Origin of the sequence: Propylenella binzhouense, assembly GCF_009866965.1 — a bacterium.
GTDB lineage: Bacteria > Pseudomonadota > Alphaproteobacteria > Rhizobiales > Afifellaceae > Propylenella > Propylenella binzhouense.
Genome location: NZ_SPKJ01000040.1, coordinates 19,043 through 35,499, shown reverse-complemented (window position 1 = coordinate 35,499; position 16,457 = coordinate 19,043). Strand labels below are relative to the sequence as shown.

The window sequence follows — 16,457 nt, the reverse complement described above, 5'->3', positions numbered from 1 at the left end:
CCGCCGCCGGCCGGGGCCCGCTCGCCGGCCTCCACCGCGCGATCGCGGCCGGCCTGCGCGCGCAGATGCGCCGGCCGGTCCGCATCGTCGGGGATGGCGAGGCCCCCTTCCCAGGCCGCGTTCTCCCAGGCCGCCTCCTGCGCGCGCATCACCGCCGTCTCGTCCTCGCCGGCGAAGGCGACGAAATCGCCCGAGCGGAGGATCTCGATCGCCGCGCCGGCGCGCCGGCGGACCGCCTGCTCGTCGAGGGCGACGAGGCGGGCGTAGCGGCGCGGCCGCCGGAGCACGCGGACATGCAGGAGGTCGGGACCGGCCATGTCCTGGATGAAGGCCGGGCCGACGACCTTGGCGGGAAGATCGATCCGCGGCGCGCTCGTCCCGACGACCCGGTAGTCCGCCGGCCGCTTGGTCGGAGCGCCGCCCGTCGCCTCCCGGTCGAGATCGACCTCGCGGGCGAGCGTCCAGTAATCGTGGCCGGTCGGCGCGCCGGCGCGCAGCACGGCCCCGTCGGCGATCGCGAGGTCTTCCAAGGGCGCCGCGAGGAGCTCGGCCGCGCGCGCCAGCACGAGCGCGCGCACCTCCGCGCCCGCGAGCCTCAGCGCCGCCCCGCCCTGGGAGACCGAGGTGCTGCCGGCGGTCGTCCCCTCGGCCGGGCTTGCGGCGGTATCGCCGGAGACGAGCCTGATCCGGTCGAGCGAGACGTCGAGTTCCTCGGCGGCGATCTGCGCCAGGGCCGTCAGCACGCCCTGGCCGATCTCGACCTTGCCGGTCGCCACCCGGACCCGGCCCGGCTCCTCGAAGCCGATCCAGCGCGAGAGCCGCGGATTGTCGAGAAGCCCCTTCGGCAGGGTGTTCGGGATCACGCCGTCGCTCCCGCCGCCATCATGCGGCCGGCCTTCTGCACGGCGCGGATGATGCGGTTGTGGGACCCGCAGCGGCAGAGATGGCCGTCGAGCGCGGCAGCGACCTCCTGCCGCGTCGGCGAAGGATTGGCGGCGAGGAGGGCGGCCGCGGAGATGATGATGCCCGACAGGCAATAGCCGCACTGGCCGGCCTGCTCCTCGATGAAGGCCTGCTGCAGCGGGTGGAGGCTGCCCTCCCGCCCGAGCCCCTCGATGGTCGTCACGGAGCGTCCCGCCACCGTCCCGATCTCGCGCGAGCAGGAATAGGCCGGCTCGCCGTCAATAAGCACCATGCAGGCGCCGCACTGCTCCAGCCCGCAGCCGAAGCGGCTGCCCTTGAGATCCAGCTCATTCCGCAGGACGGAGAGCAGCGGCTTCGACCCGTAGGTCTCGACCCGGACGGGACTGCCGTTCACCGTCAGCTCGTATGCCTCTGCCGCCTCTGCCATTTCCCCTCCCCGTTCCGCGCTTTCCCGGCGCAGGAAGGTGCGGCAGCGCGCGGCTTCCTGCAACGGGAAATTCGGCAGCGCGCGGGCCGGACGCGGCGGAACGGCGACCGGGATTCGGGCCCCTCCGAGGCGCTTTGACCCCCGTCCAGGTATCTGCCGTACCGCGTTATTGACCTCGAAACAGGAGCATTGCCGCGCCGTTTCCCCATCGGCCGCAGCAGGCGGCCGAGACCAGGAAGCAAGGAGAAGATCGATGGCCAGCAAGGACGCCAAGGAGAAGCTCGTCGGATTTCTCGACCGGCACGCCTTCGAGCCCGTGCTCCGCGCCAAGCCAGACGCCTATCCGGACAGCAAGCGCGGCAAGCTCGAAGACGTGCAACGGGCGACGAGGAGCGAGCAGGACCGCTATCACGGCTACGGATCGGCGGACGAGGTGTTCCGGATGTTCCGGGACGACCTCAGTTCCGAGCCGGCGCAGAAGATCCATCGCGAGCTGAAGGATCTCGGCCTGCCGACCCTCAACGACGTGCGGGGCGCGTTCGAGCATCTCGCCGAGGAAGTCGGCGTTCGCTAGCGCCCGCGTTCAGCGTGCCGGCAGCCGCTGGCGCACCGCTCCGATCTCCGCCCAGGGATCGCGGCCGAGCCGCGCCATCCGCGCCGGCACGGTGCGGACGTTGAAATCCGCCGGATCGAGCTCCGGCCCGAGCTCGTCCCAATCAAGCGGCGTCGCCACCGGGGCGCCCGGGCGCGAGCGGGTGGAATAGGGCGCGACCGCCGTCGAGGTCGGATCGTTGCGCAGATAATCGATGAAGATGCGCCCCTTCCGCTCGGCCTTCGCGATGCGCGTCAGGTACCTGTCGGGCGCGCGGGCGGCGAGGTCCGCAGCCGCGCGCCGGGCGAAGTCCTTCACCGCCGCCCATTCATGCCGCCGCTCGACCGGCACGACGACGTGCAGTCCCTTCCCTCCCGTGGTCTTCACGAAGCTCGCGAGCTCCAGGTCCTGCAGGTAGGCGCGAACCTCGCGGGCACCCGCCACCACATCCCGGAAGGCGAGCCCTTCGCCGGGATCGAGATCGAAGACGATGCGATCGGGCCTGTCCGGCCGGTCGGCGCGCGCGCCCCAGGGATGCACCTCGAGCACGCCCATCTGCACGAGCGTGACGAGACCGCGGCGGTCGGTGAGGTACAGATAGGCGCCCGATTCCTCGAAGCCGGGGATTTCGACCTGCTTCAGCGCCGGCGGCACGCCCGATCCGGCATGCCGCTGATAGAAGCACTTTTTCTGCCGGCCCGTGGGGCAGCGGACGAGCGTGATCGGGCGGCCGGCGACGTGCGGGAGCATGAAACCGGCGATCGCGGCGAAATATTCCGCGAGCTCACGCTTGGTGATGCCCTGCTCGGGATAGAGCACCTTGTCGGGATGGGTGAGGCGCACGCCCTCGATTTCGATCGCCTCGGCCTCAGGCATGCGCGGCACCCTCCCGCTCCGGCAGCCCGCAGCCGCGATCGAGGAACTGCAGGATGGCGGCGTTCACCGCTTCGGCCGCCTCGTGCTGGAGCCAGTGTCCGGCCTGAGGATAGCGCAGCACCACCGCCTTGTCCGCGAGCCCGGCGCTCGCCTCCGCCAGCCCCGGCTCCAGGAAGACGTCGCGCTCGCCCCAGAGGACGAGCGTCGGCTGGGGGATGCGGGCCTCGGCGCTGCGGGCGCGGAAGCCGCGCACGGCGCGGTACCAGTTGACCATGCCCCGCAGCGATCCGGGCCGACGCCAGGCCTCGCGATAGGCTTCCATGTCGGCGGTGCCGAAGAGCCCGCGCGGGGCGGACCTGCGGAGCGCGGAGGCGAGCAGGGCGAAATCGCCGCGCGAGAGCGCCCATTCGGGAAGGACCGGGAGCTGAAAGAAGGCGACATACCAGCTCCGCACCAGCTGCGACCGGTGGCGCCGCGCATAGCGCGGCATCGCGACCGGATGCGGCGCGTTCAGGATCACCAGCCGCCGGACACGCTCCCGGTAGCGCGCCGCCGCCCACCAGGCGACGACGCCGCCCCAATCGTGGCCGACGAGGTCGAACTCCGCCGCACCGAGGTGATCGGCGACCGCCGCCGCATCGGCGGCGAGCCGGCTCATCCCGTAGGCGGCCACCTCCTCCGGCTTGCCGCTGTCGCCGTAGCCGCGCTGATCGGGCACGGCCACGCGGAAGCCGGCCTCGGCGAGCGGATCGACCTGCCTGCGCCAGCCATACGCGCCCTCAGGAAAGCCGTGCAGGAGCACGACCAGCGGTCCGTCCGACGGGCCGGCGACCGTCACGGCAAGGGAAACGCCGTCCTCGACCGCGACCCGGATCATGGACCGCCCGAAGCCCATTCAGGCCTCCAGCACGGCGCGCAGGAGATCCGCCGGCCTCGCCTCGCGTTCCATCTGCTCGAACGTGCATTGCCGCGGCGCCTTGTCCGGGCGCCAGCGCAGGAGCTTCGTCCCGTGGCGGAAGCGGTCGCCCGTGACGTGGTCGTAGCGGACCTCCACGACGAGTTCCGGGCGAAGCGGCACCCATTCGCCGGACCGTTCGGTGCTCCAGCGGCTCGGCCCGCCCGGCGCGCGGCCGGTGAAGCCCGGACCGCCCTTCAGCGCCTCGAGCCGCCGCGTCAGCGCCGTCTTGTCGAGATCGGCGAAACCCGACGTGAAGCCGACATGGTGGAGCAGCCCGTCGCTTGCGTAGAGGCCGAGGAGGAGCGATCCGACCTCGCCCCCGCGGCTCGCATAGCGGAAGCCGCCGACCACGCAATCGGCCGTGCGCATGCGCTTGACCTTGAGCATGGCGCGCTCGCCCGGCGCGTAGGCGCAGTCGAGCCGCTTCGCGACGATCCCGTCGAGCGCGCCGCCGACGCGGCCGAGCCAGCGTTCCGCCTCCTCCCGCTCCCGGGTCGCCGGAGAAAGGCGGAGGGCGCTATGCGGATTGGCGGCGACGAAGGCTTCGAGCGCGGCGCGCCTTCCGCCGAGCGGCTCGGGAAGGAGGCTTTCGCCATCGGGCGTCATCAGGCAATCGAAGAGGACGAGCCGCGCCGGCGTCTCGTGCGCGAGCTTCCGGATGCGGCTTTCGGCCGGATGGAGCCGCATCTGGAGGGCATCGAAGGAGAGGCTGCCGCCGACAGGGATCGCGAGCTCGCCATCGAGCACGAAGCGATCGGCCGGCAGCGCGCGGAGGACGGCGACCATTTCGGGAAAGTAGCGCGCGAGCGGCTTGCCCGACTTCGCCTGGAGCGCGACCTCGTCGCCGGCACGGAAGGCGAGGCACCGGAAACCGTCCCATTTCGGCTCGAACTGCCAGCCCCCGCCCTCCGGAAGCGCGTCGACGAGCTTCGCCTCCATGGGCTCGAGCCCGACCGGGACAGATAGTGCAGCGAGGGGGCTGCCGCCTTTCCGCTGCTGCATTCCGGCGCTCATCGGCGAGGTTCCTCCTCGGGATGAAACGCCGCAAGGCAGCCGGTTCGTTCCGTCGCAAGGCGCGAAGAGGGAAAGCGGCGCGCCATCCCTCCCGCGCCGGCCCGGCCGCGGCGTCCCGGCTTCAGAACGGATAGTGCTGGTGCGGGTCCTCGATCGTGATCCAGCGGAGCTCGGTGAATTCCGCGATCGCCGCCTTGCCGCCGAAGCGCCCGTAGCCCGACGCCTTGACGCCCCCGAACGGCATGTGCGCCTCGTCGTGCACGGTCGGGCCGTTGACGTGGCAGATGCCGGATTCGATCCGTCCGGCGACCGCGAGCGCGCGCTGCACGTCGCGCCCATAGACCGAGGCGGAGAGGCCGTATTCGGTGTCGTTGGCGCAGCGGACCGCCTCCTCGATCCCGTCGACGCGCAGGATGCAGACCACGGGCCCGAAGCTCTCCTCGCTGTAGATGCGCATGTCCGGCGTCACTCTGTCGAGGACGGTGGCCGGCATGATGGTGGAGGGCGTGGCGCCGCCCGCGACCAGTTCGGCGCCCTTCTCGACGGCATCCGCTATGAGTTCGTCCACCCGCTCCACCGCCGCGCGATCGACGACCGCACCGAGCACCACATGGCCGCGCGGATCGCCATAGGGCAGCGACTTCGCCTTCTCGGCGAATTTGGCGACGAATTCGTCGGCGACCTTCCCGTCGACCACGATCCGCTCTGTCGACATGCAGATCTGGCCCTGGTTCAGGAAGGCGCCGAAGGCGGCCCCGGCGACGGCCGCATCGATATCGGCATCGTCGAGCACGACGAACGGGGCCTTGCCGCCGAGCTCGAGCAGCACGGGCTTGAGATGGCGCCCCGCCTGCTCGGCGATGATGCGGCCGACGCGGGTGGAGCCTGTGAAATTGATGCGCTTCACCTTCGGATGGGCGATCAGCGCGGAGACGACCTCCGGCGCATCTTCGGCTGCGTGGCTGACGACGTTGAGGACGCCCTTCGGCAACCCCGCCTCGTTGAGGACCTCGCCGATCAGCCGGTGCGTCGCCGGGCAGAGCTCGGAGGATTTGAGCACCACCGTGTTGCCGCAGGCGAGCGGCATGGCGATCGCCCTGACCGCGAGGATGACCGGCGCGTTCCACGGCGCCATGCCGACGATCACGCCGACCGGCCGGCGGACCGCCATCGCGATCGTGCCCGGCTTGTCGGAGGGGATGATCTCGCCGGCGATCTGCGTCGTCATCGCCGCCGCCTCGCGCAGCATGCCGGCCGCGAGCATGACGTTGAAGCCGATCCAGGGCGCGGTCGCGCCGGTCTCGGAGACGGCGACGGCGACGAAATCCTCCGTCCGCGCGGCGAGCGCGTCGGCCGCCTTCAGGAGAAGCGTGCGGCGCGCGTTCGGACCGAGTTCCGACCAGGTCGGAAAGGCGGCGGCCGCCGCCTCCACCGCGGCATCCACGTCGGCCGAGCCGGCGGCCGCGGCGCGCGTGGCGACCGTGCCGGTGACCGGGTCGATGCGGTCGAAGGTGGCGCCGCCGGCCGCGCCGACCGCCGCACCGTCGATGAGAAGACCTATGTCCATTCTGACCTCCTTGGAGCGTCGCCGATTGCCGGCCTACATCAGGCTCGGCAGAAAGGTCGCGATTGCCGGAAGCGCCACCAAAATCGCGAGGCGGAGGATGTCCGTCGCGACGAAGGGCAGCACGCCGTAGAAGATCGTCGACATCCTGACGTCGCGCAGCACGCTCTTGATGACGAAGACGTTCATGCCGACCGGCGGATGGATGAGCCCGAGCTCCACCGTCATGACGATGATGACGCCGAACCAGACCGGGTCGAAGCCGAGCGCCTGGATGACCGGGAAGATGATCGGGACCGTGAGGATGATCATCGCCATGGCGTCCATCATGCAGCCGAGCACGAGATACATGAGCAGGATGAGGACCAGCACGCCGTAGCGCCCGAGGCCGAGCCCGGTCAGGAATTCCGTGACCTTCTGCGGCGTCTGCGTGATCGTCAGGAAATAGCCGAAGAGGAGCGCGCCGATCAGGATGGTGAAGACCGAGGCGGTGGTGCGCACCGTCTCCACCAGCGCGCGCCGGAAATCGGCCCGGCTCATCTTGCGCCGGAGAAGGGCGATGATGAGCGCGCCGCCGGCGCCCATGCCGGCCGCCTCCGTCGCCGTGAAGAGGCCGCCATAGAGCCCGCCGATCACGAACAGGAAGAGCGCGGTGATCGCCCAGACGTCCTTGAGCGCGCCGAGCCGCTCCGGCCAGGGCACGCGCTCGCCCCGCGGCAGGAAGCCCGGGCGGGCATGGCCGATGATCGTCACCGTCGCCATGTACATCGAAACGGCGAGGACGCCCGGCAGCACGCCGGCGATGAAGAGCCGGCCGATGTCCTGCTGCGTGATGAGGCCGTAGACGGCGAGCACGGTGGAGGGGGGGATCATGATGCCGAGCGTGCCGCCGGCGGCGATGACCCCGGCCGAGAAGCTTTCCGGGTAGCCGAAGCGGCGCATCTCGGGATAGGCGATCGAGGAGAAGGTGGCGGCGGTCGCAACGGAAGAGCCGCAGATCGCGGCGAAGCCGCCGCAGGCCGCGATGGTCGCGATGCCGAGGCCGCCCCGAAGATGGCCGAGGAAGGCGTTGGCGGCGCGGAAGAGCTCGCGGCTCATGCCCGAGGTCGCCGCGAAGGCGCCCATCAGGAGGAAGAGCGGGATCACGGCGAAGCCGGCATCCGTGACGGTGCGGATCGGCGATTGCGCGAGGAGCCGGAGGGCCGGTCCGAAACCGCTGAGGAAGCCGAACCCCGCGACGCCGACGACGCCCATCGCGATGCCGACCGGAACGCGCAGGAACATCATCGCGAAGAGCGCGACGAAGCCGAGGACGGCGACGAGATCCGTGCTCATTCGAGTGCGCCCGCCTTCGACGACCCGTCGGGATCGGGATGCCCGCTGGCGAGCCGCACGATGCGCGCGACGAGCAGGACGACGGCAGCGGCAAGGCCCAGCCAGGCGACGAGATAGAACAGCCAGACCGGCAGGTTGAGATCGAAGGTGAGGACGTTGCCGCGGCGCGTATCGAGCACCTTCACCATCATCATCCAGGCGAACACGGCCATCGCGCCGAGCGTCACGAACTGGGCCAGGAGATCCATCGCGAGCCGGACCGGCCGCGGAGCGACGGACCAGAGCAGGTCGACCGTGATGTGCTCGCCGCGATAGCCGGTGGCGGCGATGCCCCAGAAGATCAGGGTTCCGAGCAGGAGCCGGCCGAAATCGTAGGTGTCCGGGATCTGCCACGCGAACAGGTAGCGCAGGAACACCGAGACGAAGGTGAGCGCGGTGACGACGGCGAGAAAGCCCGCCGCCGTCAGCTCGATGCCGTCGACCAGACGGTCGAGACGCCCGTTCACGAGCCGAAGTCCCCGGTCCCGCCCCGGTCAGAACGCGGCATCGTGCCTTGCGAGGCTTTCCTTGAGCGCGCTCAGCGCGGCATCCGGATCGCCGCCCGCGGACTTCACGCCTTCCGCCCAGGCCATCGTCAGGTTCTCGGTGGCCTTCCGCCATTCGGCGACCTGCTCGGGGGTGAGCGGATAGACCTCGTGGCCGCTCATCGCCTTCAGCTTTTCGATGCCGGCATGCTCGAAATCCGCCCAGGGCGTCGCGATCTTCTCGGCCCATTCGGTCGTGCAATGGTCGTCGATCACCTTCTTCTGGGCGTCCGACATGCCGTCATAGCGGTCCTTGTTCATCACCCAGACGAACGGGCTCGTATAGAGCGGGGCATCGATGTGGTACTTCACCGCCTTCTCGATGCCGAACAGCATGATCGATCCCCAGGGGAAGAAGATCGCGTCGGCGACGCCGCGCTCCAGCACGTCGCGCGACTCCGGCGCCGAGGCCTGCACGTTGGTCCCGCCGAGCTGGGTGACCATCGCCGCGATCGTCTGACCGGCCGGCCGGATCTTCTTTCCGCTGATGTCGCTCGGAACGACGATCTTCACGCGCGAATGCAGGGAGCCCGGATCGTGCACGAAGGCCATGCAGAAGTGGACGTCCTGCATCTCCTTGCCGGCATAGGCGCGATACCATTCGTCGAGCGCCGCCGAGCCGCCCTTCCCGTTCGAGAACAGGAACGGCAGCTGGCCGGCCGCGAAGATCGGGAAACGGCCCGGCTGGTAGCCCGGGTTCACGTAGGTGAAGTCGGCGATGCCGTCGCGCGCCATGTCGTAATGGTCGAACGCCTTTCCGAGCTGTTCGGACGGGAAGAGCGTCGACTTGATCGTTCCGCCCGACGCCTTCTCGATCGAGGCCGCCCAGGCCTGGAGCGCGGGATTGAGCGGATGCGCGGGCGGAACCCAGGTCGAGAGCTTGAGGTTGACCATCCTGTCCTGCGCAAGGGCGCCGCCCGGCAGCCCGGCAAGGCCGAGCGCGAGGACGCTCGCGGAGACCAGGGCGGCGAGCCCGCCGACGCGCCGCTTCGTACCTTCGAATGCCATCATTCCTTCCTCCCTCACACCGGCGGCATGCCGGGCCGGCCGCTCACAGATGCGGCAGCCAGACGTCGAGCACCGCGGATCTCCGCTCTTCCCTGACCACCCGGACGGCTTCGGCGACGGCGGATTCGATCGCGTCCGCACGCTCGACCTTGCAGGCCCAGGCGCCGCCGGCGGCGGCTGCAATGCCGGCATAGTCCGGCGGCGGATCGAAGCTGACGCCGATTTCGTTGGCCCGGCTCGCATAGCCGTCCGGATGGACGGCGAGCGCGGAGAGCTTCGGCGATTTCCAGCCCCGATTGTTGTAGACCACCTGCAGGAAGGGCGCGTCGTACTGGCGCGCCATCCAGAACACCGAGGACGGCACGGAGAACATGTAGGAGCCGTCGCCGGCGAGCGAGAAGACGGTCTTCTCCGGACAGGCGAGCTTCATGCCGAGCGCCGCCCCTCCGCACCAGCCGAGCGAGCCGCCGCCGCTCGCGAAGATCGAGCCCGGGCGCGACATGCGCAGGTGGTTGAAGATCGTGTGGTAGTTCGAGATGCCCTCGTTGACGACGATCGTGCCGTCGTCGACGTGGCGCCGGATCGCGGCGGTCAGCCGCTCGGGCGTCGGCACGTCGCCCTCCGCCGCCTCGAGCGCGTCGAGTTCCGCCCTGCGGGTACGGGCGAGCGCCTCGTAATGGGCGCGCGAGGCCGCCGCGGAGCCGACATCCGTGCCGGACCGGTCGAGCGCGGCGCCGAGCTGCCGCAGCGCGGTGGCGGCATCGGCCCGAAACACCCGCTTCGCCGCGATGTACCAGAGCGGCATGTTCTCCTTCAGCGGGTCGACATCGACATGGAAGATCGCGGCCTCCGGGGAGGGCCGGCTCACGGCCGGAATCCAGGGCACGTCGCTGTCGAGGACGAGCACCAGATCGGCGGATGCGAGCGCGGGATTCTGTCTCGGCTCGTTCCACTGGTTGCCCTGGTAGAGCGGATGATCGTGCGGGAAGTTCATCGCGCTCGGCACCGATTCGAGCACGCCCGCGCCGAGCCGCTCCGCGAACCGCACGAGCTCCGGAACGGCGGCCGGGTTCCGCCCGAGATAGGAGGTCACGATCAGCGGGCGCCGCGCGCCGCCCAATGCTTCCGCGACGGCCTCCACTCCATCCGGCGGCAGGGCGGCCGGGGCGATCGGCTGCCATGCGGCGGGGTCGATCAGGAGGTCCGCGATCTCCTCCTCCATCACCTCGCGGGCGCCCATCAGATAGACCGGGCCCTTCGGGTCGCTGCGGGAGAACTGCAGCGCCCGGTGCACCATCTGCTTGATGTTGCGGCCAGTCCGGATCTCGTTGTCGTATTTCATGTAACCGCGCACGATGCCGCGCTGGTCGAAGACGTCCTGGATCCACTGGATGAACTCGTTGCGGCTGCCGGTGAGCTCGCCCTCCTGGGTGAAGGGCGACGCGCCCGCGAAGACGAGCATCGGGACCCGCCCCTTGGCCGCGTTGTGCACCGCGCCGGCGAGGGCCTGCGTGCCGCATTCGACATGGACGAGGACGGCTTGCGGCCTGCCGGTCACGAGGGCAAATCCGTGGGCCGCGCTCATGCCGACCATTTCGTTCGGACAGGTGACGAGCGTCGGCACCGCGCGCCCCTTCGCCCGCGCCTCGGCGACCGCCTCGATCAGCGCCGGATGGTCGCTGCCGAGATTGGCGAAGATGTGCGAGACGCCGGCCTCGTTGAGCGCTTCCAGAAATGCGGTGCTCGCCGTGTACATCCGTCCCCTTCGGATTCCGCCGCTCAGCCGAGCCGCTCGATGATGGCGCGGAGCTGCGCCAGGAAAGCTGGCTTGTTCTCGATGCCGACGATCTCGTCGAGCTCGGCGTCGTGCCGGGCGGCATGTTCGCAGAGCTCGTCGAGAAGCGTCTGCCCGGCCGGGGTGAGCGCCAGCACGTGACTGCGCCGGTCGGTCGGCACGGGCCGGCGCTCGATCAGGCCCTGCCGCTCGAGATCGCGCAGCAGCGGCGTGATGGTCGACTTGTCCCGGCCGGCGCCGCGACTGAGGCCCATGGGCGTGATGCCCGGATTCTCCCGGATGAGAAGAAGAGCCGTGAACCGGCCGGGCCTCAGGTCCCGCCGCCCGGTATGCCGTACGAAGTTGCGGAAGGAGGCGTCCTGCGCCAGGCGCAGATGGAAGCCGATATAGTCGCCGAGCGGACCGAGCCCGAGCTGATCGGACCGCCGGACGAGCGGCTCGCCCGCCGTCTCCTCGGCCTCCGCTTCGACAAGCTCGCTGTCGCTCTCCGGCATCCGCGGCCCGGTCTCCTCCGCGCCGGCGGCGTTCCCATCCGGCGACGATTGTTTTGGGCCAAACTAACCGGCTCGGCGCCGTTTGCCAAGCGCTCTCGCCATCCGGTCGGGATCCGCGGGACGAACGGCGCGGCCGCGAACGCGGGGAGACGTTCGCGGCCGGCCGGCGCGCGCCCTTCCGGAACGGGCGCGGACAAGGCGTTCGGCGCGGCGTCCGCCGCCAAGGGCGGGCGGACCGTGGCCGCGACCTAGTCGGCGCCGACCTTGTCCGCGATCATCTGCGCGGTCTCCAGATGCCGGCGAAGGGTCGGCAGCGTGCTCTCGGCATATTGGCTGACGGCGTCGCTTCCGCCCTTCGCGGCGTCCTCGTACTTGCCGATGTCCTTGGTGTGGTCCTCCACCATCTGCTTGGCGAAGGCGCGGTCGAAATCCTCGCCGGACATCCCGGCAAGCTTGTCGTGCATCTCCTTCTGCTCGGCGGAGGGCCCGGTCGGCGGCGTCGCGCCGACCGCCTTGGCGGCCGCTTCCGCCTTCTCGTTGGCGGCCGAATGATCCTCGACGAGGGTCTTTCCGAACGATTTCAACTCGGCGTTCTGCCCGTTCTTCTGGGCGAGCTGGCCCATGGCCACTTCTGCGTAATTGCCCTGGATCGCCTCCGTGATGAAGGACTTGCCGTCCTGCGCCGCGGACTGGCCGACGCCGAGCGTCATGGCGAGGCCGAGAGCCCCGCCCAAGATTGCGAGCTTCCGCATTTCTGTCTCCGATACGGTTGGGGCGGGAGACCACGAACGGCTCGCCCGCCGGTCTCCTCCTGCCGGCCCCCGGCCCGGATTCCCGGCGGACCGGCTGACGGACGGCGAACGTCCGCTGCGGAGACACGTTCCGCGGGTGCGGAAGCGCACGCTGCCGCTATTCGAGGTCGACGCCTTCGAAGATGTGGCGGCCGAGCGGATCCATCACGAAGCCCTTCACGTTCGCCCGGGTCGCCATCATGACGATCGAATGCGCGAGCGGGACCCAGGGCGCCTCCTCGTGGAAGATTTCCTGCGCTTTTTCGTAGAGCCGCGTCCGCTCCCCCTGGTCGGAGGTCTCCTTGGCGCGCGTCACCAGCGCGTCGTAATCCGCGTCGCACCACTTGGCGATGTTGTTGCCGCCGGTGCGCGCCGCCGTGCAGCCGAGGAGAACGTGCAGGAAATTGTCGGGGTCGCCATTGTCGCCGGTCCAGCCGTAGAGCGCGAGCGTGTGCTCGCCGGCCTGCATCTTCAGGCGATAGTCGGCCCAGTCGGCGGTCTTGATCTCCGTGTTGATGCCGATCTTCTCGAGATCGACGTGGATCAGTTCCGCGATCCGCTTCGCGTTCGGCATGTAGGGGCGGCTGACCGGCATGTACCAGAGGTCGGTCGAAAGGCCGAGCGGAAACCCGGCCTCGGTGAGAAGCCGGCGCGCGCCGTCCGGATCGTAGCGATAGGGCGGGATCTTGTCGTTGTAGCTCCAGATCGTCGGCGGGACCGGGTTCTTCGCCGCGATGCCCGCGCCCTGGTAGACCGCCTCGATGATCGCGTCCTTGTCGATCGCCATGTTGATCGCCCGCCTGACGAGCGGCATGTCGAAGGGCGGCTTCATCGTGTTCATCGCCAGGTAGCCGATGTTGAAGCCTTCCTGGCGCATGAGGCGGAGCGACGGATCGCCCTCGATCAAGGGGGCGTCGGCGGGGTTCGGAAACGCCATCACATGGCACTCCCCGGCCTTGAGCTTGGTCAGCCGGACGGCGGGATTGGGCGTGATGGAGTAGACGAGCGTATCGATCGGCTGACGGCCCCGCCAGTAATCCTCGAAGGCCCGGTAGCGGACCGCGACGTTCTCCTGGAAGCCGGCGAAGACGAAGGGCCCGGTGCCGATCGGGTCCCGGTCGAGCCGCTCGGGCGTGCCGGCGGCGAGGAGCTTCGCCGCGTATTCGGCCGAGAGGATGGCGTTGAACGGCATCGCGAGATCGGCAAGGAACGGCGCCTCGGGCCGGGACAGGCGGATCCGGACGGTCATGGCGTCGAGCTGCTCGATGGAGCGGAGAAGCTCGGGCATGCCCATGTCCTTGAAATAGTCGAAACGGCCGCCGGAGATCTGGTGGTAGGGATGGTCGTCCTTCCATTGCCGCATCAGCGAGAAGACCACGTCCTCCGCGTTCATGGTCCGCGTCGGCGTGAAATCGGCATTGGAATGGAAGCGGACGCCGCTGCGGAGCCGGAACGTGTATTCGGTGCCGTCGGCGGAGATCGTCCAGGATTCGGCAAGCCCAGGGCGGATGGTGCTCGTGCCCGGCTCGAACTCGACGAGGTTGTTGAACATCGGGCGGGCGGCGTTCATGCCGGTCGAGGTCGTCACGAGCTGCGGGTTCAGGCTTTCCGGCGAGCCTTCCGAGCAGAAGACCAGGGTCTTCGCCTCGGCCGCGCCGCCGGCGAGGCAGGCGAGAACGGCCGCGAGGCCCACGGTCCGTCCGATCATTCCGCCGCTCCCGCGAATGCGACCCGGGTTTCCTCGACGCCGCGCTCCGGCACCACCATCGGCAGTTCGAGCGTGAAGCGGGTGCCGCGACCGGGCTTGCTCCAGAGGTCGATCCGGCCGTGCAGCCGGCTGGTGACGAGGTTGTACACGATGTGCAGGCCGAGCCCGGTGCTGCCGCGGCTGCGGCCGGTGGTGAAGAACGGATCGAAGACGCGCTTCAGGTTCTCCGGCGGGACGCCGCGCCCGTCGTCCTTGAAGACGATGCGCATGAGGCCGGGCAGCGGCTGACGGACCTCGATCGCGATCCTGCCCGTCTGCCCCTCGGGATAGGCATGCGCGATCGCGTTCATCAGGAGGTTGGTCAGGACCTGGGCAAGCGCGCCGGGATAGGAATCGACCGTCATGCCTTCGGGGCAGTCGAACTCCACCGCATGGCCGGACTTGCGGAGCGCGGGGCCGAGGCTCGTCAGGAGGTCGCCGAGCCATTCGCGCATGTCGAAGCGGCGCGCCTCCCCGCTCGCCTGGTCGGCCGCGACCTGCTTGAAGCTGTGGACGAGGTTCGCCGCGCGCGTGAGGTTGGCATAGAGGAGCTGCGATCCTTCCGTCATGCGCTCCACGAAGCGGGCGAAGCCGGACCGCGACAATTGCCCGCCGGCGGCCTGCTCGCCGATCCGCTTCACCTCGTCGCCGATCAGGGTCGAGGTGGTCACAGCGATCCCGAGCGGGGTGTTGATCTCATGGGCGACGCCCGCCACGAGCTGCCCGAGCGAGGCGAGCTTCTCGGCCTGGATCAGCTCCGCCTGGGTCTTCTGGAGCTCCGAAAGCGCCGCATCGGCCTGGTCCTTCGCCCGGCGGAGCGCCTGCTCGCGCTGGCGGATCTCGACCACCAGCGAATTCGTCGCGCGCGCCATGTCGCCGAGCTCGTCGCGCCGGGCCGCCTCGGGGATCGGGCCGGCCTCGCGGTCGGCGGCGAGCTCGAGCATGCCCTGCTGCAGGCGCCGGAGCGGCTTCGTGATCGATCCGGCGACGATGAGCGCCGTCGCGCCGCCGACGAAGAGGCCGATCGCGGCCCCGAAGACGAGGATGTTGCGGATCACGTCGCCGAGCGTGGCGGCATTGCCGGCGAGCAGGTCGTTGAGGGAGCGGGCCGCGGCCATCATGGTCGCGGCGGCCTGATCCATGTCGCCGACCATCTCGTTCTGCTTCTTCAGCCCGTCGCTCGTCACGGCGAGGCCGTCGCTCCAGCGCCCGATGGCGTCGATCATCTCCGTCTGGATGAGCGGCGAGATCGGCAGCGCGGCGACCGTCTCGCCGAGGCGCCTGCTGTCCGCCAGAAGCGCCGCGGCGGCATCGGCCTGCCGCTTCGCGAAGGCGTCCGCGGTCTGGCCGCTGAGCTTCAGGGTCGCGATGGCGATGTTCTGGGTCGCCTGCTCGGTCTCGTGCGCCTGGACGGAATAGGTCAGGAGCTCGGCCATCTCCTCGTGCAGCGCGCGCTGCTCCGAGGCGTTGACCTTCAGGAGCCTGTCCGCCCAGTCGTAGAGGGCGCTCTCCGGGGATTCGAGCCGCGCGCGGCCGGTCCCGGGGCGCTCCGGCTCCGGCCCCGCCCACGGGCTCGCGCCGGTCTCGTTCGCCTCCACCAGCGAATCGAGCCGCGCGGCGAGGCTCGGGTCGCCGCCCTGCCGCAGCACGGCCGCCAGCCCGGCGGCGGCGTTCCGCAGACGCGCGAGCGCGAAAGTGAGGGTCTGGCCGTAATCGCCGCGCAGTGCGTTGTCGGCCCCGAGCATGAGCGCGCGCTGGAGGCGGACGTCGCCGAGCGAAACCAGGAGCTCGTGGGTGCGGTCGACGATGTCGCGCGCGGCACGGAGCTGCGCGTCGCGCGCGGCGAGCGAGGAGACGATGTCGGCGTTCGAGGCGTGCTGGCGCTCCCGCGCCTGGTCCGTGAGCGCGATGAGCCCGGTCGCGCGCGAGGCCATGTCGGCGACGAGCGCGTCGTTGCTGGCGCTCAGCGCGATCAGCTGCTCCATCCGGCTGCGATAGCGCGCGAGCGCATCGCGCGCCGCCTCGACGGCCTTGCGGTGCTCCGGATCGCGCACGATCGCCGAGAGCGAGACGAGATCGTCGCCGGCCTCCCGCGTCAGCCGGTCGAAATTCTCGGCATGGGCCTTCCGCTCGCTCGGCAGCGCATCGAGATAGTCGTCGCGCGCATTGGCGCCGGCGATCAGCGTCCGGTAGACGGTGCCGGCCAGCACGGCGCCGCTCCGCGCACGGTCGGCCTCGTTCAGCAACAGAATCGCGGCGAGCGCGATCGCAGCCGCGATCGCGATCGGAATGCCGCCGACCAGCATGATCTTGTAGCTGATGCGCATGCCCGCTGCGCCGGTCCCCCG

The 16,457-nt window shown here is 70.1% G+C and carries 15 protein-coding genes; 1 reads left to right on the top strand and 14 read right to left on the bottom strand.

Annotated features, from left to right (window positions below):
• Together E4O86_RS12565 and E4O86_RS12560 are read right to left on the bottom strand one after the other, a co-directional pair.
• Nucleotides 1-863 (bottom strand): molybdopterin cofactor-binding domain-containing protein (locus tag E4O86_RS12565; protein WP_161140891.1); only part of this gene is annotated, 863 nt, incomplete at its 3' end.
• The gene (locus E4O86_RS12560; protein WP_161140890.1) at nt 860-1,351 is read right to left on the bottom strand and encodes a (2Fe-2S)-binding protein; all 492 of its coding nucleotides are present in this window, start codon (nt 1,349-1,351) and stop codon (nt 860-862) included. The genes E4O86_RS12565 and E4O86_RS12560, both read right to left, overlap by 4 nt.
• Nucleotides 1,352-1,604: 253 nt before the next feature.
• Here E4O86_RS12560 and E4O86_RS12555 point away from each other — a divergent pair, with 253 nt between their 5' ends.
• Complete coding sequence (locus E4O86_RS12555) at nt 1,605-1,925, top strand: hypothetical protein (protein WP_161140889.1); 321 nt, start codon at nt 1,605-1,607, stop codon at nt 1,923-1,925.
• Between the two features lie 9 nt (nt 1,926-1,934).
• On the opposite strand, the gene ligD is transcribed toward E4O86_RS12555, so the two are convergent.
• The 12 genes from ligD to E4O86_RS12495 all read right to left on the bottom strand — a co-directional run bounded on the left by ligD (nt 1,935) and on the right by E4O86_RS12495 (nt 16,436).
• A complete protein-coding gene (gene ligD, locus E4O86_RS12550; RefSeq protein ID WP_161140888.1) occupies nt 1,935-2,819 on the bottom strand; it encodes a non-homologous end-joining DNA ligase in 885 nt (294 codons plus the stop codon).
• Nucleotides 2,812-3,714 carry an alpha/beta fold hydrolase gene (locus E4O86_RS12545; RefSeq protein WP_161140887.1) on the bottom strand — a complete coding sequence of 301 codons (903 nt, stop codon included), beginning with the start codon at nt 3,712-3,714 and terminating at the stop codon, nt 2,812-2,814. Before E4O86_RS12545 ends, ligD begins: the two co-directional genes overlap by 8 nt.
• Entirely contained in the window at nt 3,715-4,791 is a 1,077-nt protein-coding gene (locus tag E4O86_RS12540; RefSeq protein WP_161140886.1) for an ATP-dependent DNA ligase, read from the bottom strand. It abuts the gene before it with no gap.
• Between the two features lie 121 nt (nt 4,792-4,912).
• Nucleotides 4,913-6,358: an aldehyde dehydrogenase gene (locus E4O86_RS12535; protein WP_161140885.1), complete on the bottom strand. Its 1,446-nt coding sequence runs from the start codon at nt 6,356-6,358 to the stop codon at nt 4,913-4,915.
• A gap of 33 nt (nt 6,359-6,391) precedes the next feature.
• Nucleotides 6,392-7,690 carry a TRAP transporter large permease gene (locus tag E4O86_RS12530; protein ID WP_161140884.1) on the bottom strand — a complete coding sequence of 433 codons (1,299 nt, stop codon included), beginning with the start codon at nt 7,688-7,690 and terminating at the stop codon, nt 6,392-6,394.
• A complete protein-coding gene (locus tag E4O86_RS12525) occupies nt 7,687-8,196 on the bottom strand; it encodes a TRAP transporter small permease subunit (protein ID WP_161140883.1) in 510 nt (169 codons plus the stop codon). The genes E4O86_RS12530 and E4O86_RS12525 overlap by 4 nt, the downstream gene beginning before the upstream one ends.
• A gap of 27 nt (nt 8,197-8,223) precedes the next feature.
• Nucleotides 8,224-9,168: a TRAP transporter substrate-binding protein gene (locus E4O86_RS12520; protein ID WP_425500124.1), complete on the bottom strand. Its 945-nt coding sequence runs from the start codon at nt 9,166-9,168 to the stop codon at nt 8,224-8,226.
• A gap of 157 nt (nt 9,169-9,325) precedes the next feature.
• Complete coding sequence (locus tag E4O86_RS12515) at nt 9,326-11,038, bottom strand: thiamine pyrophosphate-requiring protein (protein WP_161140881.1); 1,713 nt, start codon at nt 11,036-11,038, stop codon at nt 9,326-9,328.
• 23 nt (nt 11,039-11,061) lie between these two features.
• Nucleotides 11,062-11,571: a MarR family winged helix-turn-helix transcriptional regulator gene (locus tag E4O86_RS12510; RefSeq protein ID WP_161140880.1), complete on the bottom strand. Its 510-nt coding sequence runs from the start codon at nt 11,569-11,571 to the stop codon at nt 11,062-11,064.
• Nucleotides 11,572-11,819: 248 nt separating this feature from the next.
• Complete coding sequence (locus tag E4O86_RS12505; protein WP_161140879.1) at nt 11,820-12,323, bottom strand: DUF4142 domain-containing protein; 504 nt, start codon at nt 12,321-12,323, stop codon at nt 11,820-11,822.
• 157 nt (nt 12,324-12,480) lie between these two features.
• The gene (locus E4O86_RS12500; protein ID WP_161140878.1) at nt 12,481-14,070 is read right to left on the bottom strand and encodes an ABC transporter substrate-binding protein; all 1,590 of its coding nucleotides are present in this window, start codon (nt 14,068-14,070) and stop codon (nt 12,481-12,483) included.
• A complete protein-coding gene (locus E4O86_RS12495) occupies nt 14,067-16,436 on the bottom strand; it encodes a sensor histidine kinase (protein WP_161140877.1) in 2,370 nt (789 codons plus the stop codon). The genes E4O86_RS12500 and E4O86_RS12495 overlap by 4 nt, the downstream gene beginning before the upstream one ends.
• Nucleotides 16,437-16,457: the final 21 nt, after the last annotated feature.